Below are 23,911 nucleotides of genomic sequence, written 5' to 3'. Positions count from 1 at the left end.
ACGTCGATAGGCACCGCCTGTGCGAACATGGGGGAAGCATGCTGCTCAGTGTCGAGAACGTCACGAAGGTATTCGGCCGTAATACTGCGGTGGATAACGTCGCCTTTTCCGTCGACAAGCCGGCCTTTGTCGGCATCATTGGGCGCTCTGGCGCGGGCAAATCGACCTTTCTGCGAATGGTCAACCGCTTGACCGACGCGACCGCGGGCGCGATCCATTTCGATGGGCGCGATGTGCTGTCGCTGAAAGGCGCGGAAAAGCGCGCCTGGCAGTCCGATTGCGCGATGATCTTCCAGCAGTTCAACCTGGTGCCGCGCATGGACGTGGTGTCGAACGTGCTGCACGGCACGTTGAACCGGCACTCGGCGCTGGCCACCATGTTCAACCTCTACCCGACCTCCGACATTCATCGCGCCATCGACATCCTGGAACGCCTGGGCATCGCCGAGCAGGCCGCCAAACGGGCCGAGGCGCTGTCGGGCGGCCAGCAACAGCGCGTCGCCATCGCCCGCGCGCTGATGCAGGACCCCAAGATCATCCTGGCCGACGAACCCATCGCCAGCCTGGACCCGATGAACGCGCAGGTGGTCATGGATGCGCTGCGCCGCATCCATGAAGAGGACGGCCGCATGGTCGTCGCCAACCTGCACACGCTGGATACCGCGCGGCGCTATTGCGACCGGGTGATCGGCATGCGCGAAGGCCGGATCGTTTTCGACGGCACGCCCGAACAGCTGACCACCGGCGTGGCCCGCGACATCTACGGGGCCGATGCCTCTTTCTCCGAGGCATCGACCTCTACCTCCATCGACGCGTTGGACGCCAATGCCCGCGCGATGATGGAGGAAGTCGAAGTGCTCTGACGAGTGCCTGCTTTTCATCCGCTTCCCGGGCGTCCGGGAAGTGCCACCAACCTGGAGAGAGACCGATGAAAAAACTGCTTGCCGCCCTCGTGGCCACCACCGCCCTGGCCGCCCCGGCCATGGCCGAAGAGATCACCGAATTCCGCATCGGCATCCTCGGCGGCGAAAACGCCCAGGATCGCCTGAACTCGAACGAGTGCCTGCGCGCCCAGACCGAGGAACTGCTGGGTGTCGAAACCAAGCTGTTCGCCCCGGCCGACTATAACGGCGTGATCCAGGGCCTGCTGGGCGGCACCATCGACATGGCCTGGCTGGGTGCCTCGGGCTATGCCAAGACCTATCTCGAAGATCCCGAAGCGGTCGAGCCGGTGCTGGTCAAGGTCAACGTGGACGGCGGCTACGGCTACCACTCGATCGGTTTTGCCCGCAAGGATGCCGGTGTCGCCTCGCTTGAGGACATGCAGGGCAAGGTCTTCGGCTTCGGCGATCCGAACTCGACCTCCGGCTACCTGATCCCCTCGATCGAGATTCCGCAGACCACCGGCGCCACCATGGAGCCGGGCGACTATTTCGGTGACGTGGTGTTCACCGGCGGCCACGAGCAGACCATCGTTGCGGTCAACAACGGCGACATCGACGCCGGCGTGACCTGGGCCGACGGTCTGGGCGACTGGGAAGACGGCTTCAACTCGGGCGCCCTGCGCAAGGCGGTGGATGCCGGCCTGATCGACATGAACGACCTGGTCGAAATCTGGCGCTCCAAGCCGATCCCGGAAGGCCCGATCGTCCTGCGCAAGGCCCTGCCCGAGGACGTCAAGGTCAAGATGACCGCGCTGATGGCCTCGATGCCGGCGATGGATTACGACTGCTACTATCAGGTTGCGGCCGGTGAATCCAAAGGCTTCATGCCGATCAGCCACGACGCCTACGTTTCGATCGTCGAGGCCCGCAAAGCCAAGTCGAACTAAGGTTCCGACGTTCCGCACGGGCCCGGGGGATGATCCCCGGGCCCGTCGCCGTTTCCCGAAGGACATCCCAGATGGCAGATTTCGCGACCCAGGGCGCATCCGGCGTCTTTGACACGCGTGAACACTACATGGCGCTGACACGCCGCAGGCGGCTGTATTCCGGCGTCATGCTGATCGTGTTCGCCGCGCTGATGACCTCTGGCTTCATGGTGGCCAACGACCGCAACGCGGGCGGCTTCTGGGACGGGCTGCACAACATCTTCGACTTTCCGGCCATGGTGGTCGCCGAGGCGGGCGAGAAGCTGGCCCTGCTGCCCGGTCATCTGGTCCATTTCTTTCCCGCGCTGATCGAAACGATCAACATCGCCGCCGTGTCTACCCTGGTGGGGGGGCTGCTGGGTATCGTGTTGTCGCTGTTGTCGACCCGGGGGCTTGCCCGCTTTCCCCGGCTGATCCCGCTGTTCCGCCGGATCATGGACGTGATGCGCGCGATCCCGGAAATCGTGATCGCGCTGGTGCTGATCTTCGTGCTGGGCGGCGGCCCGGTGCCCGCGATGATCGCCATCGCCTTTCACACCGGCGGCGCCTTGGGCAAACTGTTTTCAGAGGTCAATGAAAACGCCGATATGAAGCCGCTGGAAGGGCTGGAATCGGTCGGCGCCACCTGGATGCAAAAGATGTACCTGGGCGTGCTGCCGCAGGTTGCGCCCAACTACCTCAGCTATGCTCTGCTGCGCTTTGAAATCAACATTCGCGCCTCGGCCATCTTGGGCTTCGTCGGTGCGGGCGGCATCGGCTACGAGCTGAAGAACGCCATGTCCTGGGGCCAGGGCAAGTTCGACGAGGCCGCGGCGATCTTCATCCTTCTTTTCGGCGCCATCGTCTTCTTCGACCAGATTTCTAGTCACTTCCGCAACCGCCTGACCCAGGGGAGGCCCGTGTCGTGAGCCAGACTGCAACGCTCAAAGCCGAGGCCGCCAGCCTGATCGGGCGCAAGCGCCTGCTGACCATCGCCATGCCTGTCGCGATCCTGGCCTATCTGGCCTATATCGCCGTCGCCTTCGATTTCGCCGGTGTGGCCGAGCGGGCGCGCGCGGACAATGCCCGCGCCTTGGTCGCCGACAGCTACAGCTACAAGACCCACGTCACCCGCGACAACCGTTCGGGCGAGGTCACAGTCGCCATCGAGGGCGAGCGCAAGGGCACCTACGCCCCCGACACGCCGCCTGCCTGGGTTGCGCAACAGGACGACCGCACGGTGATCGACTTGGGCGATGGCCATGTCGTGACCTTTATCGGGGATGACGGGTTCTCTTACGATATTCCCGGCTATGGCGTGATCGAGGGCACGATCAGCCGCGCCCGGGGCGTACAGAACAATCTGGGCGACGACGTGCCGGACTGGATCAGCGTATCCAAGAACCGGCTGGCCATTACCACCGATGCGGGCCGCGTCACCGTCACCCGCAACAAGACCGAGGTGTTCCGCTACTTCCTTGGGTGGGAATTGTTCTTCTTCACCCTGGACAGCCCCTATCACGGCCATGGCCTGGCTGAGATCCTGTTCGGCCCCCGCATCGATCCCGACCATTCCAACCTGTCCGGTGCCCTGTCGGATTTCTGGAACAACGCGATGTGGCGCCACGGCGAGGTGGCCTGGGCGCTGTTCGAAACCGTGCTGATGGCCTTCCTCGGGACCATGGGCGCGGCGATGGTGGCGCTGCCATTGGCCTTCCTCGCGGCCAAGAACTTCACCCCGGTCATGGCGGTGCGCTTCGGCGTGCGCCGCGTCTTTGACTTCGTGCGTGGGGTGGATGCGCTGATCTGGACCATCGTGCTGGCCCGCGCCTTTGGCCCTGGGCCGCTGACCGGGGCGTTGGCGATCCTGTTCACCGATACCGGCAGTTTCGGCAAGATGTTTTCGGAGGCGCTGGAAAACGTCGATGACAAGCAGATCGAAGGCGTGCAATCGACCGGCGCGCCGGTTCTGTCGCGCTACCGCTTTGGCGTCATCCCGCAGATTACGCCGGTGCTGCTGTCGCAGGTTCTGTACTATCTGGAATCCAATACCCGCAGCGCGACCATCATCGGTGCGATCACCGGTGGCGGGATCGGCCTGCTGCTGACCCAGGCGATCATCACCCAGAAGGACTGGGAAGAGGTCACCTATTACATCGTGCTGATCGTTCTGATGGTGGTGTTCATGGACTGGCTGTCGGGCATCCTGCGCCGTCGCCTGATCAAGGGGGATGCGGGCGGCGGGCACTGACCGCGCCGCGCCGTTCTCTCTGCTCCAGATCCCCCCGCCACAAGGAAAGCCATTGCCGTTGCCGCGTCTTACAGCTGAAACACCCTATCTGCACGCGGATGCCACGCTGACCGATTGCCAGCTTGGCCGCTTCGTCGAGATCGGGCAGGGGTCGCGCCTGCTGAATAGTGAGATCGGCGATTATTCCTATTGCGACCGCTACGCCGATATCGCCAACACGACGGTCGGCAAGTTCGCCAATATCGCCAGCTTCACCCGCATCGGCCCGACCGATCACCCGATGCACCGCGCCAGCCTGCATCACTTCCTGTATCGATCCGCCGATTACTGGGAGGATGCCCAGAACGACCCGGATTTCTTTGCTCATCGTGCCAGCCGCCGGGCGCAGATCGGGCACGATACCTGGATCGGGCACGGGGCGGTCATCCGGCCCGAAATCACGGTCGGCCACGGAGCTGTCGTGGCGGCCGGGGCCGTGGTTACCCGCGACGTGGCCCCCTACATGATCGTGGCCGGTGTCCCGGCCAAACCGCTGCGCGCGCGCTTTCCCGCCGCCATCGCAGACCGGCTGATCGCGTTGGCCTGGTGGGATTGGGATCACGCCCGCCTGCGCGACGCCTTGCAGGATTTCCGAGTGCTGGAAATCGAGGCTTTCCTTGAGAAATATGGCGGCTGAGGCAATTGGGGCGGCCCCTTGGACCGCCCCGTAGCAAGATGAAATTCTCTGAATAGGCTTTCGCCAGCCGGGCTGGATAACGCCCTCTCCTGATAGGCGGGGTTTCCAACAACGGCGTGACAGACGCGATTATTCTGCGGCCATGTTCAAGCTTTGGACGCGATGGGCGAACCGATGGGCCGCCTCGCCGGCCAGATAGGTCAGCCGCCCCCCGGAAATGGTCATTTCGATGGCGCGGGTCTGCGCATTCACCACGCACAGGTCCGCGCGCCGTCCGACATCCAGGCGCCCGCGATCGGGCAGGCGCAGGATCTCGGCGGGACGTTCCGAGATCATCGCCCAGGCCCGCGGCAGGCTGGCCAGGCCCAGATCGACCAGGCGCCAGGCCGCATGGGACAGGGCGGGGTAGTAGTAATCCGAAACCAGCGCATCGCACAGCCCCTGGGCAATCAGGTCCGCCGCGCAGGCATTGCCCGCCTGCGATCCGCCGCGCACCACGTTGGGCGCGCCCATCAGGACCGGATCGTTCATCGCCTTGGCCGCCGCCGCCGCCCGGCGCGAGGTTGGGAACTCGGCGATCCGCGCCCCGATCATGGAAAAGTGTTCGCGGGTCTCGCCGTCCGGATCGTCATGGCTGCCGTACAGCACGCCCATCTCGTCGAAGGCGTCGGCCAGGCGGCACAGATGGCGCGGCACCTCGTGGCTGCGGGCCTTGGCCTCGGCGATGCGGGCGCGATAGGCCTCGGGCGTGCAGCCGGCGGCGCGGGCCCAGTGATGCAGCAGGTCCGGGCGGATCTCGACCAGATCCAGCACTTCGTCCAGGTGATTGTTGAACACGACATAGTCGATCCGGTGCCGCTCGATCGCGTCCAGCAGGCGCGGGCCGGTATCGACCATGTGGGTTTCACAGCGGATCTGGAGGCGCAGATCGGTCAGCATATGCGGCCGGTAGGCGTCCAGCGCGGTCATCACCGCCTCTGCATGGTCGGGGCCGCGATGCCCGCCCTCCCAGGACCAGCTTTGCGCCAGCCACGCGGTCGTCACGCCATGGGCCGCCGCATCGCGGTCGGCGGCGGCCAGCCCGACCGACAGGTCGAAGGGCGCGCCGGGCCGGGGCGAGACATGGCGTTCGAAGGCATCGCCATGCAGGTCCACGATCCCCGGCAGGATCAGATAGCCGGACAGGTCGACCTCGGGCAGGGGGCCCTGGGTGATCCGTCCGTTCGCGATGGAAAGCGAGCGTTGCTGCATCTCTCCGTCGCGCAGGATCTTGGCGCCGGTGAAACGCAGGGGGTGAAGGGGCTGAGGCATTTAAAGACGTCGAAATGTTGGGAAATTTCTCTGTGGATAACCTGTTTCTGTATCGCGCGTATGACATCGCGCGATTGCTAGCTGCCCGGGGCGTCGGGCGTGACCACCAGGCTGACCCGGTCGCCTGCAAACCAGGTATGGCCGTATTCGACCGGGCGGCCGTCGGGGTCGATATTGATGCTGACGGTGCGCAGGATCGGCGCCCCTTCACGGCAGGACAGGTGCAACGCCTGGGTGGGTGTGGCCAGTTTCGCCGTCAGCCGGGTCGAGGCACGAGTATAGTCCGTCACGCCGAACCGGGCCAGCGCGGCAGTCACGGATCGGGTTTCGGTCAGCGCCGCGGGCAGGCCCGGGAAACGCTCTGCGGGAAAGACGCTGCGGAACAGGGCCAGGGCCGCGCCATCGGCCAGCGAGATACCCTCGTAGACATGAACGGCCGCGCCTTCGGGCAGGGCCAGCGCCTCGGCCTCGCGCGTGTCGGCCATGCGGGTTTCGGTGGATAAGATCGTCTTGTCGGGGCTTTGGCCGGCGGCCTTCAGATTTTGGTGGAACCGGACGCGGCGGCCCAGCGGGTAATCGGTCGGCCGGGCGGCGACGAAAACCCCGGCGCCGCGGCGGGCCTGCACCAACCCGGCCTCGGCCAGATCGGCCAGCGCGCGGCGCACCGTGTGCCTGTTCACGCCAAAGCGGCGGGACAGTTCGGCCTCGGTCGGCAGCTTGTCGCCGGGGCGATAATGTCCGGCGCCGATTTCGTCGCGCAGGGTGTTTGCGATCGCGGTCCAAAGGGAAGTGCGGGCCATGTCATCAAATCTTCATCTGGGTGGTCTTGCGCGACTCGGGGGCGGGGCGTAAGGAGTTGTCTAGTTGTATATCAATCTAGACAAGCGGGCAAGTTGTCCAATGACCGATCTCGATACGCGGCAAGGATGGATGGGGTTGCTGTCCCGGGCGCCGGCCGACCGGCTGGAGGCCCTGTGGAAAACTCTGGGGATAGACGATCCTGCCTTTCACTGGCTGCGCGCGCCTGAAACCGGCGGGGTGATGGTTCGCGGCCGCATGGGCGGTACCGGCGCGCCCTTCAACCTGGGGGAAATGACCGTGACGCGTTGCGCGCTACGGCTGAAGCAGGGCGCCGACGGCCACGCCTATGTGCAGGGGCGGGACAAGGCCAAGGCCCGCCGCGCCGCGCTGGTCGATGCGCTGATGCAGACGGATCGTGCCGACGATCTGCGCCGGGGCCTGCTGGCCCCGCTGGCGCAGGACATGGCCGATGCCGCCGCCAGCCGCGCGGCGCGGGCCGAGGCCACGAAAGTTGCGTTCTTCACCATGGTTCGCGGGGAGGACTGAGCGATGATGACACCCGATACCGCCGCCCTGACCGGCGGCTTTTCCGACGCCCCGTGCGACGCGGCCCGCGCCTTTCGCGCGATTCTGGAGGCGATGGCGCGCCCCGGCCGCATCTACCCGGTGACTGGCGCCACCCCGCCCGCGCCGCTGTCGGTGGCGGCGGGAACGGCGCTGCTGGTGCTGGCCGATGGAACGACGCCGGTGCACCTGGCCGGGCGGTTCGATACGCCGGAGATCCGGCAATGGCTGACCTTCCATACCGGCGCGCCACTCACCGCGCCGGCGGAGGCCGCCTTTGCGGTGGGCGACTGGGCGGGGCTCCTGCCGCTCGACGCCTACCGCATCGGTGTGCCGGAATACCCCGACCGCTCGGCAACGCTGATCGTGGAACTGGATGCGCTGAAGGACGAGGGCGCGCGCCTGACCGGCCCGGGGATCGAGCATGAACACCGTTTGAACCTGCCCGAACCCGCTGCCTTCCGCGCCAATGCCGCGCTGTTCCCGCTGGGGCTGGATTTCATCGTCACCGCAGGGGAACGCGTGGCCGCGCTGCCCCGCACGACAAAAGTGGAGGACGCCTGATGTATGTCGCCGTCAAGGGGGGCGAACGGGCCATCGACAACGCCCATGCCTGGCTGGCCGAGGAACGCCGCGGCGATCCCTCTGTCGCGGAACTGTCGGTGGCCCAGATCCGGGTACAACTGGCGCTGGCGGTGAACCGCGTGATGGCCGAGGGCTCGCTCTATGACCCCGACCTTGCCGCGCTGGCGATCAAGCAGGCGCGCGGGGATTTGATCGAGGCGATCTTCCTGATCCGGGCCTATCGCACCACGCTGCCCCGGCTGGGCGCCTCGCGGCCCGTCGATACCGGGGCGATGCGCTGCGACCGGCGCATCTCGGCCACGTTCAAGGATGCGCCGGGCGGGCAGGTGCTGGGGCCGACCTTTGACTACACCCACCGCCTGCTGGATTTCAAACTGGCCGCAGAGGGCGAGCTGCCCCAGGCCGAAACCGCGCAGGCGGACCCCGCGCCGATGCCGCGCATCACCGATTATCTGAACCGCGACGGGCTGATCCAGCCTGAACCGGCCGCCGAGGACACGCCGCCCGACCTGACGCGCGAGCCGCTGGAACTGCCCGCCAACCGGGCGCTGCGCCTGCAGGCGCTGGCCCGCGGCGACGAGGGGTTCGTGCTGAGCATGGCCTATTCCACGCAACGCGGATACGGGCGCAACCACCCCTTCGTGGGCGAATTGCGTGTCGGCGCTGTCACTGTCGAGATGGACATTCCCGAGTTGGGCTTCGCCGTCGAGATCGGCGAGGTCGAGCTGACCGAATGCGAAACGGTGAACCAGTTCGTCGGGTCGAAAACCGAGCCGCCGCAATTCACCCGCGGCTATGGCCTGACCTTCGGCCATACGGAACGCAAGGCGATTTCCATGGCGCTGGTGGATCGCGCCCTGCGTTGGCAAGAGCTGGGCGAGGATGACACCGGCGCGCCCGCGCAGGATGCCGAATTCGTGCTGTACCACGCCGACAACATCCAGGCCTCGGGCTTTCTGGAGCATATCAAGCTGCCCCATTACGTGGATTTCCAGTCCGAACTGGAACTTATCCGCAAGATCCGGGCAGAGGCCAGCGCCGCGCAGGCGGCAGCCGACCGGGAGGCTGCGGAATGAACCGGGTCTATTCGCTGCCGGTATTGACCAGCCAGCCGCCGGGGCCTGCGATGTGGTCCGGCAACAGCGCAACGGCCCCCGCGCGCAGCAGGGCCAGGGCGATCACGCTCAGCGCGATCTGGTCGAAGGTGACTGTGGTGATCCAGTCCATGGCGCGGTCCTTGCGTGGCTACCCGACACGATCCTGTCAGGCAAAGAGGGCGGAAAGATGAAGGAAATGGACCAATACAATTTCGCTTATCTTGACGAGCAGACAAAACGGATGATCCGCCGCGCCTTGTTGAAGGCGCTGGCGATCCCCGGCTACCAGGTGCCCTTTGCCAGCCGTGAAATGCCCATGCCCTATGGATGGGGCACCGGCGGGGTTCAGGTGTCGGCGGCGGTCCTGACGCCCGAGGATTGCTTCAAGGTGATCGACCAGGGCGCCGACGACACCACCAACGCGGTGTCGATCCGAAAGTTCTTTCAGCGTACGGCGGGCGTGGCCACGACCGAGCATACCGAGGATGCCAGCGTCATCCAGACCCGCCACCGCATCCCGGAGGAGCCGCTGAAAGAAGGTCAGATCCTTGTCTATCAGGTGCCGATCCCCGAGCCCCTGCGTTTTCTTGAGCCACGGGAAACCGAGACGCGCAAGATGCACGCGCTGGAGGAATACGGCCTGATGCACGTCAAGCTGTATGAGGATATCGCGCGCCACGGCGAGATCGCGACCGCCTATGCCTACCCGGTCAAGGTCGAGGGGCGCTATGTGATGGACCCCAGCCCGATCCCGAAATTCGACAACCCCAAGATGGAAATGGCCGCGCTCCAGTTGTTCGGGGCAGGGCGGGAACAACGCATCTATGCGGTGCCGCCCTACAGCCGCGTCGTCAGCCTGGATTTCGAGGATTACCCATTCGATCCCTCCAAGGCCGAGCATCCCTGCGCCCTGTGCGGGGCCGAGCATACCTATCTGGACGAGGTGATCGTGGACGACGACGGCGGGCGGATGTTCGTCTGTTCTGACACCGATTACTGCGCCGCGCGCCGGGCCGCAGGGCACCGGGGCGCGATGGCCGCCCCCTATGAGGAAGAGGAGACCGCGGGATGATCGATGCAAACGCCTGGCAGCAGGCCAACCCGCTGTTTTCCGTCCGTGGGCTGTCGAAATCATATGGCGGGCGGATCGGCTGCGCCGATGTCAGCTTTGACCTGTATCCGGGCGAGGTGATGGGCATCGTCGGCGAAAGCGGGTCGGGCAAATCGACCCTGCTGAACTGCATTTCGGGGCAGATGGCCCCGGACAGCGGCGAGGTGCTGTTCGACACCCGCACCGAGGGCCTGAAGGACACCCGCAAGATGCGCGAGTCCGAACGCCGCATGCTGGCGCGCACGGACTGGGCCTTCGTCCACCAGAACCCGCGCGACGGGCTGCGCATGGGGGTCAGCGCGGGGGGCAATGTGGGCGAACGGCTGATGGCCGTCGGCGCGCGCCATTACGGCGACATCCGCGACAGCGCGCTGGACTGGCTGGGCCGGGTCGAGATTGCCGCCGATCGCGTGGACGACCGGCCCTCGGCCTTTTCCGGGGGGATGCAGCAGCGGTTGCAAATCGCGCGCAACCTGGTGACCGGGCCGCGGCTGGTCTTCATGGATGAACCGACGGGTGGGCTGGACGTCAGCGTGCAGGCCCGCCTGCTGGATCTGCTGCGCGGGCTGGTGCGCGAAATGGGGCTGTCGGCCATCGTGGTGACCCATGACCTGGCGGTGGTGCGCCTGCTGGCCGACCGGCTGATGGTGATGAAATCGGGCCATGTGGTCGAGGCCGGGCTGACCGATCAGGTGCTGGACGATCCCCAGCATGCCTATACGCAACTGCTGGTCAGTTCGGTTCTGCAAGTCTAGGCGGCGCGCGCGTTGCGGCGGTGCGCCATGGGTATTTGGGCCAAGAAGAAGGACAGGCCGATGATCGAGATCGAGAACGTGGGCAAGAGCTTTACCCTGCATAACCAGGGCGGCGCGGTGATCCCGGTCATGGCGGGGGCGACGCTGCGGGTGGCGCCGGGCGAATGCGTGGCGCTGACCGGGGCCTCGGGCGCGGGGAAATCCACGCTGATGCGGATGATCTATGGTAACTATCGGGCCGCCGCGGGCCGGATCGCCGTGGGGGGCGTCGAGGTCACCGGGGCCGAGGCGCGCCAGATCATCGCGCTGCGCCGCCACACGCTGGGCTATGTCAGCCAATTCCTGCGCGTGGTGCCCCGGGTGCCGACGATCGAGGTGGTGGCCGAGCCGCTGTTGATGGTGGGCGAAAGCGCCGAGGCAGCGCGGGCGCGGGCGGCTGAATTGCTGACCCGGCTGAACATCCCCGAAACGCTTTGGGGGCTGAGCCCCACCACCTTTTCGGGGGGGGAGCAGCAGCGGGTGAACATCGCGCGCGGTTTTGCCCATGCCTATCCCGCGCTGCTGCTGGACGAGCCGACCGCCAGTCTGGACCCGGTGAACCGTGCCGTCGTGCTGGGTTTGATCGAGGCCGCCAAGGCGCGCGGTGCGGCGATCATCGGCATCTTTCACGACGCCGGGGCGCGTGCGCAGGTCTGCGAGCGCGAGGTGGACGTGTCGGCCTTTGCGGTGCGGGCGGCGTGATGGCGGGGCGGCTCTTTGCCATTGTGGGGCCCTCGGGGGTAGGCAAGGATACCCTGATGGGGCTGGCCAGGGCGCGCCGTCCCGATCTGCGGCTGGTCCGCCGGGTTATCACCCGCGATCCGCAGGCGGGCGGCGAGGATTTCGAGCCGGTCACGCAGGCGGACTTCGCCCGGCGCTTGCAGGCGGGCGCATTCGCCCTGCATTGGCAGGCGCATGGCTTGTCCTACGGTATTCCGTGCCAGATCGACGACTGGCTGGACGAGGGGCGGGACGTGCTGTTCAACGGCTCGCGCGCGGTGCTGGGGCGTGCGATGGCCCGGTATCCGGGGCTGCGGGTGCTGCACGTCACCGCGCGGCCCGAGACACTGGCCCGCCGCCTGGCGAGGCGCGGGCGGGAAAGCGCGCAGGACATCGCCGCGCGCCTGGCGCGGGCAGATTATGCCCTGCCGGCGGGGCTGGCAGTGACGCGGATCGACAATGACGGCCCGCTGGAGGCCGCCGTCGCGGCGATGATGGCCGCGCTTTACCCCGAGAGGGTGTAGCGATGCAGGTTGTGGAACTGACCGTCCTCGGCCTCGCCGAAGAGGCACAGGCTGGAGATGCGCAGCGGCCGGTCGATGAGCGGGGCCAGCACCGGGCCCAGGGCCGTGCGCGTCGCTTCGGCCTCTTCTTCGCGCAGGGGGCCGGTCAGGGTCAGGTGAAAGCGGAATTCTTCCATCACATAGGGATAGCCCCACCGTTCCAGCAGGCGTTTTTGCCGGCTGCTCAGCCGGTCGGGGTTGCGGCGCGCGACTTCGGCATCCGTCGGCGGCGCGCGAAAACCGTCCAGCGCCTCGACCACGCTGCCAGCCATGGCGGCCAATGCGCTGCTGTCACCACCGGGGGTCAGCGCCAGGAAACCGCCGATCCGCGAGAGGGTCAGCCGCTCCAGCAGGACGGGGCGCAATTGCCCGGCCAGCGCCGCAGTCGAGCGATGCAAAACCCCGATATCGCTGCCCTGGGCCAGCCGGAAGGGCGGCTTGATGGTCCCGTGAAAGCCATAGCGGCGCGGGGTCCGGGTCAAGTCCCCGACCGCGCGCGGCAGGCCGGGCAGGGCCAGGTGGGGGCGGGTTTTGCCGGTCTCGGCATCCCAGCCCAGCCAGGCGGCGCCGAAGTCCGCCAGCGGCCCCGGCTCGGGCGCGTAGTAGATCGCGTAACGCTTGTAACCTTCCATCGGATGCTCCAGAGCGGGACGAGCAGCCCCTGTTCCTCCCGTCCTGCCCCAATCCGGTCCCCGCATCAAGGAGTCCCGAATGTCTGATCTTGTGCTTGCCAATGCGACCCTCGTCCTGCCCGGTGAAACCGTGATGGGTTCGATCAGGGTGCAAGGGGGGCGAATCGCGGACATCGCGTTGGGCGCGGGCGTGCCCGCCGGTGCAATCGATTGCGGTGGCGACATGCTGTGTCCCGGCCTGATCGAGCTGCATACCGACAACCTGGAACGTCACATCCAGCCGCGCCCCGGTGTCGACTGGCCCCATGCCAGCGCGATCGTTGCCCATGACGCGGAACTGGCCAGCGTCGGCATCACCACCGTTTTCGATGCGATGCGGGTGGGGTCGATCCCCTCGGGGAAAAGCCGCTATGATCCCTATGCCCGCCAGTTGGCCAGCGAGTTGCTGGACCTGCGGGCACGGGCGGCGCTGCGGATCAGTCACTTCCTGCACCTGCGGGCCGAGGTCTGTTCCGAAACCCTGACCGAGGAAATGGCCGCCTTTGGCCCCGAGGATCGGGTGGGCATCGTCAGTCTGATGGACCACACGCCCGGGCAGCGGCAGTTCCGCGATGTGTCAAAGCTGAAGGCCTATGTCATGGGCAAGAACAACATGACCGAGGCCGAGTTCATCGAACATGTCGCCACCTTGCAGGAACTGCGCGCCCGCCATGGCGACGCCCATGAACGCGTGGCCGTGGCCGAGGCTGGGCGCTACGGCGCGATCCTGGCCAGCCATGACGACACAACGGCCGACCATGTTGCCACCTCGGCGGCCCATGGCATCCGCCTGGCCGAGTTCCCCACGACGCGCGAGGCTGCCCAGGCCTGCCACGATCACGGCATCGCGGTGATGATGGGGGCGCCGAACCTGATCCGGGGCGGGTCGCATTCGGGCAACGTGGCCGCACGCGACCTGGCCGAGGCCGATCTGCTGGACATCGTATCCTCGGATTACGTGCCGGCGGCGCTGTTGATGGCGGCGGTGATGCTGGGCGATCTGTGGGGCGACATGGCGCGTGGCATTGCCACGGTCACACGCGCCCCGGCCGATGCGGTTGGCCTGGCCGATCGCGGCCGTCTGGAGGTGGGTGCCCGCGCCGACCTGATCCGCGTGACGCGGCTGGAGGGGGCGCCCGTCGTCCGCGGCACCTGGGTCCAGGGCCTGCGCGTGGGGTAGGTGCGTGCCTCAGGCCTGGGGATCGGGGGGCAGGCTGCGGCCGGTTGCCGCCAGTTGCTGTTCCAGTTTCTCCAGGCGCCTGCGGAAGCGCGGCGAACTGCGTTCGCGCACCGCGTGCCGGCAAACCAGCGCCGCGCGCCAGATCTGGCCATCGGTCTGCAACTGGGCCAGCAGGCTGCGCAGGTAGGGCATGTGACGGCGGCGCGCGCGGAACAGCCGGTGAAAGACCAGGGCACTGAGCTGACCCTCGCCCGCGGCGTCGATCAGTTCGGGCAGTACGCCCATGTCCATCAGCTGTGTTTCGATAGCGTGTCCCGTTCGCGGCGCCCGTACCCGAGTGACATTCGCAGCGGAAAACAGCGCGGCATGCATGGCGTTTTCTGGCGCGGTTGGGTCGTGGATCACGAAAACCTGCGCGGCGGCCTCGGCCATCGCCGGGGCATAGCCGTAGCGGGTGGTGAAATCCCGGCGCCTGTCCGTGCGAAAGCGGTCGTCCCATCCCGCGATCTCGGGGGTCAGGGTGGCCTGCGGGTTCAGCACGATCACCGTCGCGCCGGGGGCCGCGACCGAAAAGGCCGCCGCCGCGTAACCGCACATGCCCGTGCCGTAGAACACCACCCGGTCGAATTCGTCGAAGAAACCCTCATCCACCAGCTGGTCGAAATAGGCATAGACGTCGGGGTCGCGGAACCATGTGCGTTCCCGGGCCACCAGCGTCAGGCGCGACCAGCCCGCGGCCTCGGTCAGGGTGGCGGCCAGCGGCGCCCCGTCGGCGCGCGCCCCGCCCAGTGTCGCGGCATCCTCAAATGTGACCAGCAGCACGGGCTCATCCCGGGCCAGAATCGCGGCGTGATCGGTGCCCAGCGGTTCCAGCACCGCCCCGGCATCGATGCCTGGCAGCAGATCCTGCCAGTGCGCCCGCACGAGTTCCATCCCGGCCTGGTCGTCCATCCGCTCTCCCCTCGACTCTGCACAGTCTAGCGGGTCGGGGTCGCGCCCGGAACCCGCCTGACCGTCTGTCCGGTGTGCCCCGGCATTGGGGCAGAATTTCGATACGCGCGGGGGGATTTCGGGATATTCGCGGGCCGTGCTCAACCGCGAGAGGTGGTTGCCGTCAGGGCCGCCATGCCCACCAGCGCGCCGCCGCCCGCCCGGCTCATCGCGCGCAGGACGGCCGGGCGGCGGATTTGCGTGCGCAGCCGGTCGGCCAACAGCGCATAGGCCAGCGCGTTGGCCGCGGCCAGCGTCACGAAACTGGCGATCAAAATGGCGAATTGCGGGCCAAGCGGCGCCTCGGGGCGCAGGAACTGCGGCACGAAGGCGATGAAGAAGGCGATGGATTTCGGATTCAGCGCCGTCACCGCCGCCGCATGGGCAAAGATGGTGCGCGCCGGGCGCGGCGCCGGATCGACCGTGTCGGCCAGCACCGGCGGCGTGCGCCACAGCTTGATGCCCAGATACAGCAGATAGGCGGCCCCCACCCATTTCAGGACCGTGAACAGCGTGGCCGAGGCCAGCACCAGCGCCCCCAGCCCGGCCAGAGAGGCGCTCATCGCGATCAGGTCGCCAAGGGCCACCCCCAGTGCCATGGCCACCGCAACCCGCCGCCCCTGGCTCAGCGCATAGGACAGAACCAGCAGGATCGTCGGCCCGGGAATGATCAGCAACACCATAGAGGCAGCAAGAAACGCGAACCACAGATCCAGGGGCATGGGCGAAACTCCTTTCCCGCCACTCAGCCACGCCTGGGCCGGCAAGGCAAGCGCCAAGGCTTGACCCAGGGTTTCGCCCGTGCAGTTCTTGGGGCAGGGAGGACGGGATATGGATGACAGGATCGGCTCGATCGATGCCGTTCAGGGAATGCTGGACGGACAGGATTACGTCTGCGGGCGCGCCTTGGGGACGGTTGTGTTCCTGGCATTGCGCCTGGGCCGGCCCCTGTTTCTGGAGGGGGAGCCGGGCACCGGCAAGACCGAAATCGCCAAGGCCATCGCCGCCGGGCTGGGGCGCCGCCTGATCCGCATGCAATGCTACGAGGGGCTGGACGCCGCCAGTGCCGTCTACGAATGGAACTTCGCCGAACAGATGATCGCCATCCGCACCGCCGAGGCCGTGGGCTTCGAAGGGCCGGGCGCCGACCGCGATGCCCTGAAGGACGAGCTGTTCACCGACCGCTACCTGATCGAACGCCCCCTCTTGCAGGCCATGCGGCCCCAGGCTGCGGGACCGCCCGTCCTGCTGATCGACGAACTCGACCGCACCGACGAACCCTTCGAGGCCTTCCTGCTGGAGGCGCTGTCCGACTTTCAGGTCACGATCCCCGAACTCGGCACCGTCCGCGCGCCCCATCCCCCCATCGTTATCCTCACATCCAACCGCACGCGCGAGGTGCACGACGCGCTGAAACGGCGCTGCCTTTACCACTGGGTGGATTATCCCGACTTCGCGCGCGAACTTGATATCCTGCACGCCCGCGCGCCCGAGGCGGCCGAAACCCTGAGCCGGGAAATCGTGGCCTTCGTGCAGAAACTGCGTACCGAGGATCTGTTCAAGAAACCCGGCGTGGCCGAAACCATCGACTGGGCGAAATGCCTGCTGGCGCTGGACGTGATCGACCTTTCCCCGCAGGTCATCGCCGACACGATCGGGGCGCTTTTGAAATATCAGGACGATATCCAGCGGATCGAGGGGTCCGAGGCCAAGCGCCTGCTCGACGAGGTCCGCGCCGAGCTCGCCCCCGGCTGAGCGGTCCCATGTCCTGCTTTGGAAAAATATCCTCGGGGTGGCTGGGGGGCAGACGGCCCCCCGGTCTCTCCATCCTGCGGGCGGTTTGCCATGGCTGACCTGTCCCGCCTCGACATCCCCGACGACGGCAAGCTGTCCCACAACATCCTTCACTTTGCGCGCGCCCTGCGCAAGGCGGGGCTGCCGGTGGGGCCGGGCCGGGCGATCGACGCGATCCGCGCGGTCGAGGCGGCGGGGTTTTCGGAACGCGGCGATTTCTACCACACGCTCGCCGCCTGTTTCCTGTCGCGCCCCGAACACCGGCAGGTGTTCGACCAGGTGTTCCGGCTTTACTGGCGCGATCCGCGGTTCCTGGAACACATGATGAGCATGATGCTGCCCGCGATGCGCGGCGTGGCCGAGGAACGCACCGCCCGCGCCGCCGAGAAGCGCGCCGCCGAGGCGTTGCTGGACGGGGTGGAACGCGACCTGCCGGACCTGCCCGACGCCGAGGCGGGCGAAGAGATCGAGATCAACGCCCAGCAGACCCAATCGGCGCGCGAACGGCTCAAGACCCTCGATTTCGAACAGATGAGCACCGCCGAGGTCGCCGAAGCCAAGCGCATGCTGGCCAAGCTGCGCCTGCCCGTTCCGCCGATCCGCACCCGGCGCACCCGTTCCGCCCCCCATGGCAAGCTGCCCGACTGGCGCGGCACAATGCGGTCCGCGTTGCGTCAGGGCGGCGAGATCCGCGATTTCGCGCAAAAGAACAGGCGCACCCGTTGGCCGAACCTTGTGGTGCTGTGCGACATCTCTGGGTCCATGTCGGCCTATTCCCGCATGGTGCTGCATTTCGTGCATGCGGTGGCCAATACCCAGGGCGCGGGCTGGGCCAGGGTGCATGCCTTTACCTTTGGCACGCGTCTGACCAACATCACCCGCACGCTGGCCACCCGCGATGTCGATGCGGCCCTGGCCGCGGCAGGCGCGCAGGCCCCGGACTGGGAGGGCGGCACGCGGATCGCGGGGGCGGTGCATGCCTTCAACCGCGACTGGTCGCGGCGGGTGCTGGGTACGGGCGCGGTGGTGTTACTGATTACCGACGGGCTGGACCGGGACGAGGGCGGCCGCCTGGCCCCCGAGATGGAACGCCTGCACCTGTCTGCCCGGCGGCTGGTATGGATCAACCCGCTGCTGCGTTGGGACGGCTTTGCCCCCAGGGCGCGCGGCATTCGCGCGATGCTGCCCCATGTGGATTGCTTTCGCGCGGGCCATTCGATCCAGGTGATCGAGGACCTGGCCGCAGCCCTGTCCAGCGCCCATGACAGCGGCGAGCGGGACCGTTTGATCCGGCAATTGCGACATTCCTGACCTATTTGATCTGGATCAAGGTGGTCGCACGCCTAAAGGTGCATTTGACATTCATCGTTTGCGGCGCTACAGGCTTTCCCAACCTGTAGAAAACACCCTGCAGGCGATCCCTGTGTCTTTTCCCAACACAGGTTTCCCAGGCGCCGAGGGCCCTCCCTCCCGACGCGCCAAGTATCAAAACGCCGTGGGCCCTCCCTCCCACGGCGTTTTTCTTTTCCGGCTCAGCGATTGCGGTGCGTTTCGACCAGCGACAGCGTCAGCGAGGCCAGGATGCAGCCGGTAAACAGGTATAGGCCCCAGGCCGTTTCCACCCGCGCCAGCCCCACGCCCTTGACCACCACGATATAGAGCGCGATCAGGAACACGTCCGCCATCGCCAGCTTGCCCAGCAGGTGGAGCGCCGGCAGCAACCGGGGCGAGGCCAGCCCGAACTGGATCAATGCCAGCCCCAGCGTTTTCAGATATGGCGCGAACAGGGCGAACAGCGTGACCAGAAGCGCCAGTGCCACATCCGTTTCCCACAGCGCCTGCAACCCCGAAATCACCGAGATTTCCGAAAGCCCGAACAGCGGCAACAGCCCCGCCCGCAAAAGCGGCGCGAACCACGCGACGGGGAAGAGGATCAGCAGGGCGAGGTTGGCGATACGCAGGGCGTAGGTCACTACCGCACCGCCTCGATCGGCCCTTCGGCGCGGCCATGGATGAACTGGTCCAGATAGGGGTCGCCGGACGCGTCCATCCGGCCGACCGGCCCGGTCCACTGGATCACCCCGTCATGCAGCATCGCCACGTCATCGGCGATGGCGCGGACCGAGGACATGTCATGGGTGATGGTCATTGCCGTGGCGCCCATTTCCACCACGATTTCGCGGATCAGCTCGTTGATGACGCCGGCCATGATCGGGTCCAGCCCGGTGGTGGGTTCGTCGAAAAAGATGATCTCGGGGTCCGCTGCGATGGCGCGGGCCAGGCCTACGCGTTTCTGCATGCCGCCCGACAATTCCGCCGGGTACAGGTCGGCGACCTCGGGTTTCAGGCCGACGCGGCGCAGTTTTTCGATGGCGATCTCCCGGGCCTCGGCCCGGGGGCGTTTCTGTGTCCCGCGCAGCAGGCGAAACGCCACGTTCTGCCAGACGCTGAGGCTGTCGAACAGTGCACCGCCCTGGAACAGCATGCCAAAACGGGCCAGGAACGCGTCGCGATCGGCCTTGGCCGTGTCTTTGCCCTGGATCAGGATCTGGCCCGCGTCGGGTTTGACCAGCCCCAGGATGCACTTCAGCAGAACCGATTTCCCGGTCCCCGACCCGCCGATGATGACCATGCTCTTGCCCTTGGGGACATGCAGGTTCACGCCCCGCAGGACCCGGTTGGCGCCAAAGGCCTTGTGCAGGTCGACAAGTTCAATCATGCGCTAAAGAACAGCTCTGTCAGCAGGTAGTTGGCCGCCAGGATCAGGACCGAGGCCGTGACCACCGCCGATTTCGTGGCCCGGCCCACGCCCTGCGCCCCGCGGCCAGAGTTCATTCCGAAATAGCAGCCGACCACCGCTACGATGAAGCCGAACACCGCCCCCTTGATCAGGCCCGAGGTCACGTCCCATGGCTCCAGATACTCGACGGTGTTTTCCAGATAGGCGGCGGCATTCAAATCCAGCCGCCCGGTGCCCACGACGTAACCGCCGAAAATCCCGATGGAATCGCCCATCGCCACCAGCACCGGCAGGCACAGGGTCGCGGCCAGAACGCGCGGCACGGTCAGATAGCGCATCGGGTCGGTGGACAGCGTCACCAGCGCGTCGATCTGTTCGGTCACCTTCATCGTGCCGATTTCCGCCGCGATGGAAGAGGCCACCCTGGCGGCCACCATCAGCGCGCCCAGCACCGGCCCCAGTTCGCGCGTCATGCCGATCGCCACGATAGAGGGCACGACCTGCCCCGCGTTGAACCGCGAGCCGCCCTCGTAGATCTGCAAGGCGAGCGCGCCGCCGGTGAAAAAAGCGGTCAGGCCCACCACCGGCAGGCTGTTATAGCCGATGGTCCACAGCGCATGGCCGAATTCGCGGATGTAGAAGGGTGGGCGTACCAGCGCGGCCAGCGTGGCGATGCAGAACAGCCCGATCCGCCCCAGCGCAGCCAGCCCCGACAGGGTCGAGCGGCCAAGCGCGGCGACGGGCGCCAGGATCATGCCCCCGGTCCCCCCGCGTAGCTGCGGGTATAGCGTTGCCCAAGGGAGGTCAGGATTTCATACCCGATCGTACCGGCCGCGTCGGCCACATCGTCCACGGTCTGATCGGCCCCCAGGATTTCCAGCGCCTCGGGGATCACCGACAGGTGGGAAATATCGACGGTAATTAGGTCCATCGACACGCGCCCGACGATGGGGCAGGGGACGCCTTCGTGGAACATGTGGCCGCGATTGCCCATCGCGCGGAACAGCCCGTCGGCGTATCCGGCGGCAACCGTGGCCAGGCGGCAGGTATCCCCGGCGGTCCAGGTGCAGCCGTAACCGGCGCTTTCGCCCGGCTCGACCTCGCGGGTCTGGATGACGGGCAGCGACAGGTAGGCCACCGGCGCGGCCTCGACGAAGGGATCGCCGCCATAGATGCCCACGCCGGGACGGGTGACCTCGAAATGATAGTTGCGGCCCAGCAGGATGCCGCCGGTCGCAGAGAGGGAGCGCGGCACGCCGCACCCCTCGGTCAACTCGCGAAAGACCTTGAGTTGCCGGGCGTTCATCGGATCGTCCGGCGTGTCGGCGCAGGCTAGGTGGCTCATGATCAGCTCCGGCCCGGCGGCCAGGGCGATCTCTGCCACCGCGGCCCATTCAGCGGGTTCCATCCCCAGACGGTTCATGCCCGTGTCCAGCTGGATGCCGAACGGATGGCCCGGCAGGGCCTCCATATGGCCGGTCAACTGTTCGACCGAGTTCAGCATCGGAACAAGGTTCAGGTCGCGGATCATGTCCGCATCGCCGGGCATATGGCCGGAAAACACGCAGATTTCGGGGCCAGGCCCCAGTGCCTGGCGCACCGCTGCGCCCTCTTCGGCGACGGCCACGAAAAAGCGCCGCGCCCCCGCCTGTGCCAGGGCCTGTGCCACGCGCCCCGCGCCCAGGCCATAGCCGTCGGCCTTGACCACGGCACCGCTTTCCACGTTCGGGCCGCTGGCCCGGTTCAGGGCCTGCCAATTGCGCATCAGCGCGTCGAGATCGATCGTCAGAGAACCAGTCGCCATGTTCCGCCTTTTGACAGGCACGCGGCCAAGGTCAAGCGCGTTTTAGCTGAAGCCCTCGGTCTCGCCCCCCTGCTGCCAGGGTTTGACAAGGTTGCCAAAGCGGGTGAACCGCCCTTCGAAGGACAGGTCGACCGTGCCGATGGGGCCGTGGCGCTGTTTGCCGATGATGACCTCGGCCCGGCCGTGAACCTTGTCCATCGCCTCTTGCCATTGGGCCATTGCCTCCAGGTCGTGATCGCCCGGTTTTTCCCGTTCCTTGTAGTATTCTTCACGGAACACGAACATCACCACGTCCGCGTCCTGTTCGATAGAACCGGATTCACGCAGATCCGACAGTTGCGGGCGCTTGTCGTCGCGCTGTTCCACCTGGCGCGACAACTGCGACAGCGCGACCACGGGGATATCCAGTTCCTTTGCGATGGCCTTTAGGCCCTGGGTGATCTCGCTGACCTCGTTCACGCGGCTGTCTTTGGCGCTGGCCGGGCGGACAAGCTGCAGGTAGTCCACGAACAGCACGTCCAGCCCATGGGTGCGTTTCAGACGCCGGGCACGGGCGGCCAGCTGGCTGATCGGCAGGGCCGGCGTGTCGTCGATGTACAGCGGGCAGGATTCCAGCGCCTTGGCGGCCTCGACAAAGCGGCGGAACTCGGCCTCGGTCATGTCGCCGCGGCGGATCTGTTCGCTGGGAACTTCGGATGCCTCGGACAGCACGCGGGCGGCCAATTGTTCGGCACTCATCTCCAGGCTGTAAAAGCCCACGACGCCCCCCTCGACCGCGCCCTCGCGCCCGTCGGGCAGGGTGCCGCGTTTATAGGCCTTGGCGATGTTGAACGCGACATTGGTCGCCAGCGAGGTCTTGCCCATGGACGGCCGCCCGGCCAGGATCAACAGGTCCGAACGGTGCAGACCGCCCAGTTTTTTGTCCATGTCGATCAGCCCGGTGGAAATCCCGGCCAGCCCGCCCTCGCGCTGATAGGCGACATTGGCCACGTTCACCGCATCGGTCACCGCCTTCAGGAAGGACTGAAACCCGGATTCGGCGTGGCCCTGTTCGCCCAGCTTGTAGAGCGCCTGTTCCGCCTCGACGATCTGCGCCTTGGGTTCAGAGGCGATATCGACCTTGCCCGCCTTGTCTGCGATGTCTTGGCCAAGGCGGATCAACTCGCGCCGGATCGCTAAGTCGTAGATCATCTGCGCGTAATCGCGCGCCGCGTAAGACGAAATCGCAGCCCCCGCCAGCCGTGCAAGGTAGGCCGGTCCGCCCAGTTCCTTCAGCCCCTCGTCATCCTCCAGAAACGCCTTCAGCGTAACCGGAGAGGCCAGCGCGTTCTTCTGGATGCGGTGGGCGGCGATCTCGTAGATGCGCTGGTGCACCGGCTCGTAGAAATGCTCGGGCTGAACGATCGCGGCGATGCGGTCGTAGATGTCGTTATTGGTCAGGATCGCACCCAGCAACTGCTGCTCGGCCTCGATGCTGTGGGGCAGGGCGCCGCCGCTCTCGCCCTCGCCGCCCCCGGGCTGGATCATGCTGATCTCGTTCATGGCTGTCCGTTTCCGCGTGAGACCCACCCTATAGGCGGGGGGCCGCCGCTGCCGCAATCTTGATAACCCTGTGGACAGTCTGTGGATATCCTTTGCCCCCTATCTTGCGGTGCAAGGTGGGCTCAGGTCAATATCCGGTATACTCTGTGTCCCAAAGGGCACTGCGCAAGGGCAAAGCGCTAGTCGCCGCGCCGGGCCTCTTGCCAGGCGCGCGGGGCGCTGAGGAACGACTCGACCTCTTTCAGCGTCGCCGCATCGAAGGCACCTTGCGCGCGCGCCTCTGCCAGCACGTCCCACCAGGTGCACAGGTGATGCAGCGCAACCCCGTGATCGCCCAGCGTCTGCTCGGTCTCGGGGAAGATGCCGTAGTAAAAGATCACAGCCGTATGCCCGCACTGCGCGCCGGTCTCGCGGATCGCGTCCACGAAGGACAGTTTCGAGCCGCCATCGGTCGTCAGATCCTCCACCAGCAGCACCCGGTCACCTTCGCCCATCACGCCCTCGATCCGGGCGTTGCGGCCGTAACCTTTCGGTTTCTTGCGGACATAGGTCATGGGCAGCGCCATGCGCTCGGCCACCAGCGCGGCAAAGGGAATACCGGCGGTTTCGCCCCCCGCGATGTTGTCGAACGCCTCGAACCCGGCCTCGCGCATAACGGTGACGGTCAGGAAATCCATCAGCGTGGCGCGGATGCGCGGGTAGGAGATGAGTTTCCGACAATCGATATAGGTCGGCGAGGGCAGGCCCGAGGCCAGCGTGAACGGCTGATCCGCGTTGAAATGCACCGCGCCAATTTCCAGCAGCATACGCGCGGACAGGCTGGCGATCTCGGCTTTCTCGGGGTAGGAGGTGGGAATCATGGCTGGTC

The 23,911-nt window shown here is 66.5% G+C and carries 27 protein-coding genes; 15 read left to right on the top strand and 12 right to left on the bottom strand.

Translation table 11 applies throughout. From position 1 onward, the window contains the following. Positions 1-38 precede the first annotated feature (38 nt). From phnC to EV656_RS08375, 5 genes are all read left to right on the top strand, one after another. Complete coding sequence (gene phnC / locus EV656_RS08395) at positions 39-863, top strand: phosphonate ABC transporter ATP-binding protein (RefSeq protein WP_425057172.1); 825 nt, start codon at positions 39-41, stop codon at positions 861-863. 65 nt (positions 864-928) lie between these two features. Then, entirely contained in the window at positions 929-1,831 is a 903-nt protein-coding gene (gene phnD, locus EV656_RS08390; RefSeq protein ID WP_132602207.1) for a phosphonate ABC transporter substrate-binding protein, read from the top strand. Between the two features lie 71 nt (positions 1,832-1,902). Beyond that, positions 1,903-2,778, top strand: coding sequence for a phosphonate ABC transporter, permease protein PhnE (gene phnE / locus EV656_RS08385; RefSeq protein WP_132602204.1), 876 nt, complete (start codon positions 1,903-1,905; stop codon positions 2,776-2,778). Next, on the top strand, positions 2,775-4,100 hold the full coding sequence (gene phnE / locus EV656_RS08380; protein WP_243695689.1) for a phosphonate ABC transporter, permease protein PhnE: 1,326 nt from the start codon (positions 2,775-2,777) through the stop codon (positions 4,098-4,100). The genes phnE (EV656_RS08385) and phnE (EV656_RS08380) overlap by 4 nt, the downstream gene beginning before the upstream one ends. A gap of 58 nt (positions 4,101-4,158) precedes the next feature. Further along, positions 4,159-4,776: an LbetaH domain-containing protein gene (locus EV656_RS08375; protein ID WP_200276482.1), complete on the top strand. Its 618-nt coding sequence runs from the start codon at positions 4,159-4,161 to the stop codon at positions 4,774-4,776. A gap of 129 nt (positions 4,777-4,905) precedes the next feature. Here EV656_RS08375 and EV656_RS08370 read toward each other — a convergent pair whose 3' ends face one another. Then, positions 4,906-6,087 carry an alpha-D-ribose 1-methylphosphonate 5-triphosphate diphosphatase gene (locus EV656_RS08370; protein ID WP_132602198.1) on the bottom strand — a complete coding sequence of 394 codons (1,182 nt, stop codon included), beginning with the start codon at positions 6,085-6,087 and terminating at the stop codon, positions 4,906-4,908. A gap of 77 nt (positions 6,088-6,164) precedes the next feature. Continuing rightward, complete coding sequence (gene phnF / locus EV656_RS08365) at positions 6,165-6,887, bottom strand: phosphonate metabolism transcriptional regulator PhnF (protein WP_132602195.1); 723 nt, start codon at positions 6,885-6,887, stop codon at positions 6,165-6,167. Positions 6,888-6,987: 100 nt separating this feature from the next. Between phnF and phnG the strand changes: the two genes are divergently transcribed. From phnG to EV656_RS08350, 3 genes are read left to right on the top strand one after another with little or no spacing between them, the layout of a single operon-like run. Next, positions 6,988-7,434 (top strand): phosphonate C-P lyase system protein PhnG, encoded by a 447-nt coding sequence (gene phnG, locus EV656_RS08360; protein WP_132602192.1) that lies wholly within the window; start codon positions 6,988-6,990, stop codon positions 7,432-7,434. Positions 7,435-7,440: 6 nt separating this feature from the next. Further along, positions 7,441-8,016 (top strand): phosphonate C-P lyase system protein PhnH, encoded by a 576-nt coding sequence (gene phnH, locus EV656_RS08355; protein WP_132602496.1) that lies wholly within the window; start codon positions 7,441-7,443, stop codon positions 8,014-8,016. Further along, entirely contained in the window at positions 8,016-9,113 is a 1,098-nt protein-coding gene (locus EV656_RS08350) for a carbon-phosphorus lyase complex subunit (protein ID WP_132602189.1), read from the top strand. Before phnH ends, EV656_RS08350 begins: the two co-directional genes overlap by 1 nt. Positions 9,114-9,120: 7 nt before the next feature. On the opposite strand, the gene EV656_RS16530 is transcribed toward EV656_RS08350, so the two are convergent. Further along, positions 9,121-9,264 (bottom strand): hypothetical protein, encoded by a 144-nt coding sequence (locus tag EV656_RS16530; RefSeq protein ID WP_165918968.1) that lies wholly within the window; start codon positions 9,262-9,264, stop codon positions 9,121-9,123. A gap of 66 nt (positions 9,265-9,330) precedes the next feature. Here EV656_RS16530 and EV656_RS08345 point away from each other — a divergent pair, with 66 nt between their 5' ends. From EV656_RS08345 to phnN, 4 genes are read left to right on the top strand one after another with little or no spacing between them, the layout of a single operon-like run. Next, on the top strand, positions 9,331-10,206 hold the full coding sequence (locus tag EV656_RS08345) for an alpha-D-ribose 1-methylphosphonate 5-phosphate C-P-lyase PhnJ (protein ID WP_132602493.1): 876 nt from the start codon (positions 9,331-9,333) through the stop codon (positions 10,204-10,206). Beyond that, complete coding sequence (phnK, locus tag EV656_RS08340) at positions 10,203-11,000, top strand: phosphonate C-P lyase system protein PhnK (RefSeq protein WP_132602186.1); 798 nt, start codon at positions 10,203-10,205, stop codon at positions 10,998-11,000. Before EV656_RS08345 ends, phnK begins: the two co-directional genes overlap by 4 nt. 60 nt (positions 11,001-11,060) lie before the next feature. Beyond that, a complete protein-coding gene (gene phnL / locus EV656_RS08335; protein WP_132602183.1) occupies positions 11,061-11,741 on the top strand; it encodes a phosphonate C-P lyase system protein PhnL in 681 nt (226 codons plus the stop codon). Further along, the gene (gene phnN / locus EV656_RS08330; RefSeq protein ID WP_132602180.1) at positions 11,741-12,283 is read left to right on the top strand and encodes a phosphonate metabolism protein/1,5-bisphosphokinase (PRPP-forming) PhnN; all 543 of its coding nucleotides are present in this window, start codon (positions 11,741-11,743) and stop codon (positions 12,281-12,283) included. The genes phnL and phnN overlap by 1 nt, the downstream gene beginning before the upstream one ends. Here the strand turns inward: phnN and EV656_RS08325 are convergent. Further along, the gene (locus EV656_RS08325) at positions 12,265-12,954 is read right to left on the bottom strand and encodes a DUF1045 domain-containing protein (protein WP_132602176.1); all 690 of its coding nucleotides are present in this window, start codon (positions 12,952-12,954) and stop codon (positions 12,265-12,267) included. The genes phnN and EV656_RS08325 overlap by 19 nt on opposite strands. Before the next feature lie 79 nt (positions 12,955-13,033). On the opposite strand from EV656_RS08325, the gene EV656_RS08320 reads away from it, so the two are divergent. Continuing rightward, positions 13,034-14,173, top strand: coding sequence for an alpha-D-ribose 1-methylphosphonate 5-triphosphate diphosphatase (locus tag EV656_RS08320; protein ID WP_132602173.1), 1,140 nt, complete (start codon positions 13,034-13,036; stop codon positions 14,171-14,173). A gap of 9 nt (positions 14,174-14,182) precedes the next feature. Here EV656_RS08320 and EV656_RS08315 read toward each other — a convergent pair whose 3' ends face one another. Together EV656_RS08315 and EV656_RS08310 are read right to left on the bottom strand one after the other, a co-directional pair. Further along, on the bottom strand, positions 14,183-15,124 hold the full coding sequence (locus EV656_RS08315; protein ID WP_132602170.1) for a phosphoadenosine phosphosulfate reductase: 942 nt from the start codon (positions 15,122-15,124) through the stop codon (positions 14,183-14,185). A gap of 140 nt (positions 15,125-15,264) precedes the next feature. Next, positions 15,265-15,885, bottom strand: coding sequence for a LysE family translocator (locus EV656_RS08310; protein ID WP_132602167.1), 621 nt, complete (start codon positions 15,883-15,885; stop codon positions 15,265-15,267). A gap of 109 nt (positions 15,886-15,994) precedes the next feature. Between EV656_RS08310 and EV656_RS08305 the strand changes: the two genes are divergently transcribed. Both EV656_RS08305 and EV656_RS08300 read left to right on the top strand, forming a co-directional pair. Further along, complete coding sequence (locus EV656_RS08305; protein ID WP_132602165.1) at positions 15,995-16,918, top strand: AAA family ATPase; 924 nt, start codon at positions 15,995-15,997, stop codon at positions 16,916-16,918. A 90-nt stretch (positions 16,919-17,008) separates the two neighbouring features. Beyond that, positions 17,009-18,268, top strand: coding sequence for a vWA domain-containing protein (locus tag EV656_RS08300; RefSeq protein WP_132602162.1), 1,260 nt, complete (start codon positions 17,009-17,011; stop codon positions 18,266-18,268). Positions 18,269-18,489: 221 nt separating this feature from the next. Here EV656_RS08300 and EV656_RS08295 read toward each other — a convergent pair whose 3' ends face one another. The 6 genes from EV656_RS08295 to EV656_RS08270 all read right to left on the bottom strand — a co-directional run bounded on the left by EV656_RS08295 (position 18,490) and on the right by EV656_RS08270 (position 23,903). Then, positions 18,490-18,930, bottom strand: coding sequence for a paraquat-inducible protein A (locus EV656_RS08295; protein ID WP_165918967.1), 441 nt, complete (start codon positions 18,928-18,930; stop codon positions 18,490-18,492). Further along, complete coding sequence (locus EV656_RS08290; protein ID WP_132602159.1) at positions 18,930-19,676, bottom strand: ABC transporter ATP-binding protein; 747 nt, start codon at positions 19,674-19,676, stop codon at positions 18,930-18,932. Before EV656_RS08290 ends, EV656_RS08295 begins: the two co-directional genes overlap by 1 nt. Then, positions 19,673-20,452 carry an MlaE family ABC transporter permease gene (locus EV656_RS08285; protein WP_132602156.1) on the bottom strand — a complete coding sequence of 260 codons (780 nt, stop codon included), beginning with the start codon at positions 20,450-20,452 and terminating at the stop codon, positions 19,673-19,675. The genes EV656_RS08290 and EV656_RS08285 overlap by 4 nt, the downstream gene beginning before the upstream one ends. Further along, positions 20,449-21,501, bottom strand: a complete 1,053-nt coding sequence (gene alr / locus EV656_RS08280) for an alanine racemase (RefSeq protein ID WP_132602153.1) — start codon at positions 21,499-21,501, stop codon at positions 20,449-20,451. Before alr ends, EV656_RS08285 begins: the two co-directional genes overlap by 4 nt. A 42-nt stretch (positions 21,502-21,543) precedes the next feature. Continuing rightward, complete coding sequence (locus tag EV656_RS08275) at positions 21,544-23,043, bottom strand: replicative DNA helicase (protein WP_132602150.1); 1,500 nt, start codon at positions 23,041-23,043, stop codon at positions 21,544-21,546. A gap of 179 nt (positions 23,044-23,222) precedes the next feature. Next, the gene (locus EV656_RS08270; RefSeq protein ID WP_132602147.1) at positions 23,223-23,903 is read right to left on the bottom strand and encodes an orotate phosphoribosyltransferase; all 681 of its coding nucleotides are present in this window, start codon (positions 23,901-23,903) and stop codon (positions 23,223-23,225) included. Between the last annotated feature and the right edge of the window lie 8 nt (positions 23,904-23,911).

Source organism: Rhodovulum adriaticum (assembly GCF_004345735.1).
Classification (GTDB): Bacteria; Pseudomonadota; Alphaproteobacteria; order Rhodobacterales; family Rhodobacteraceae; genus Rhodovulum; species Rhodovulum adriaticum.
Note: the sequence above shows the minus strand (reverse complement) of the source record. Positions and strands in the feature narration are given on the sequence as shown.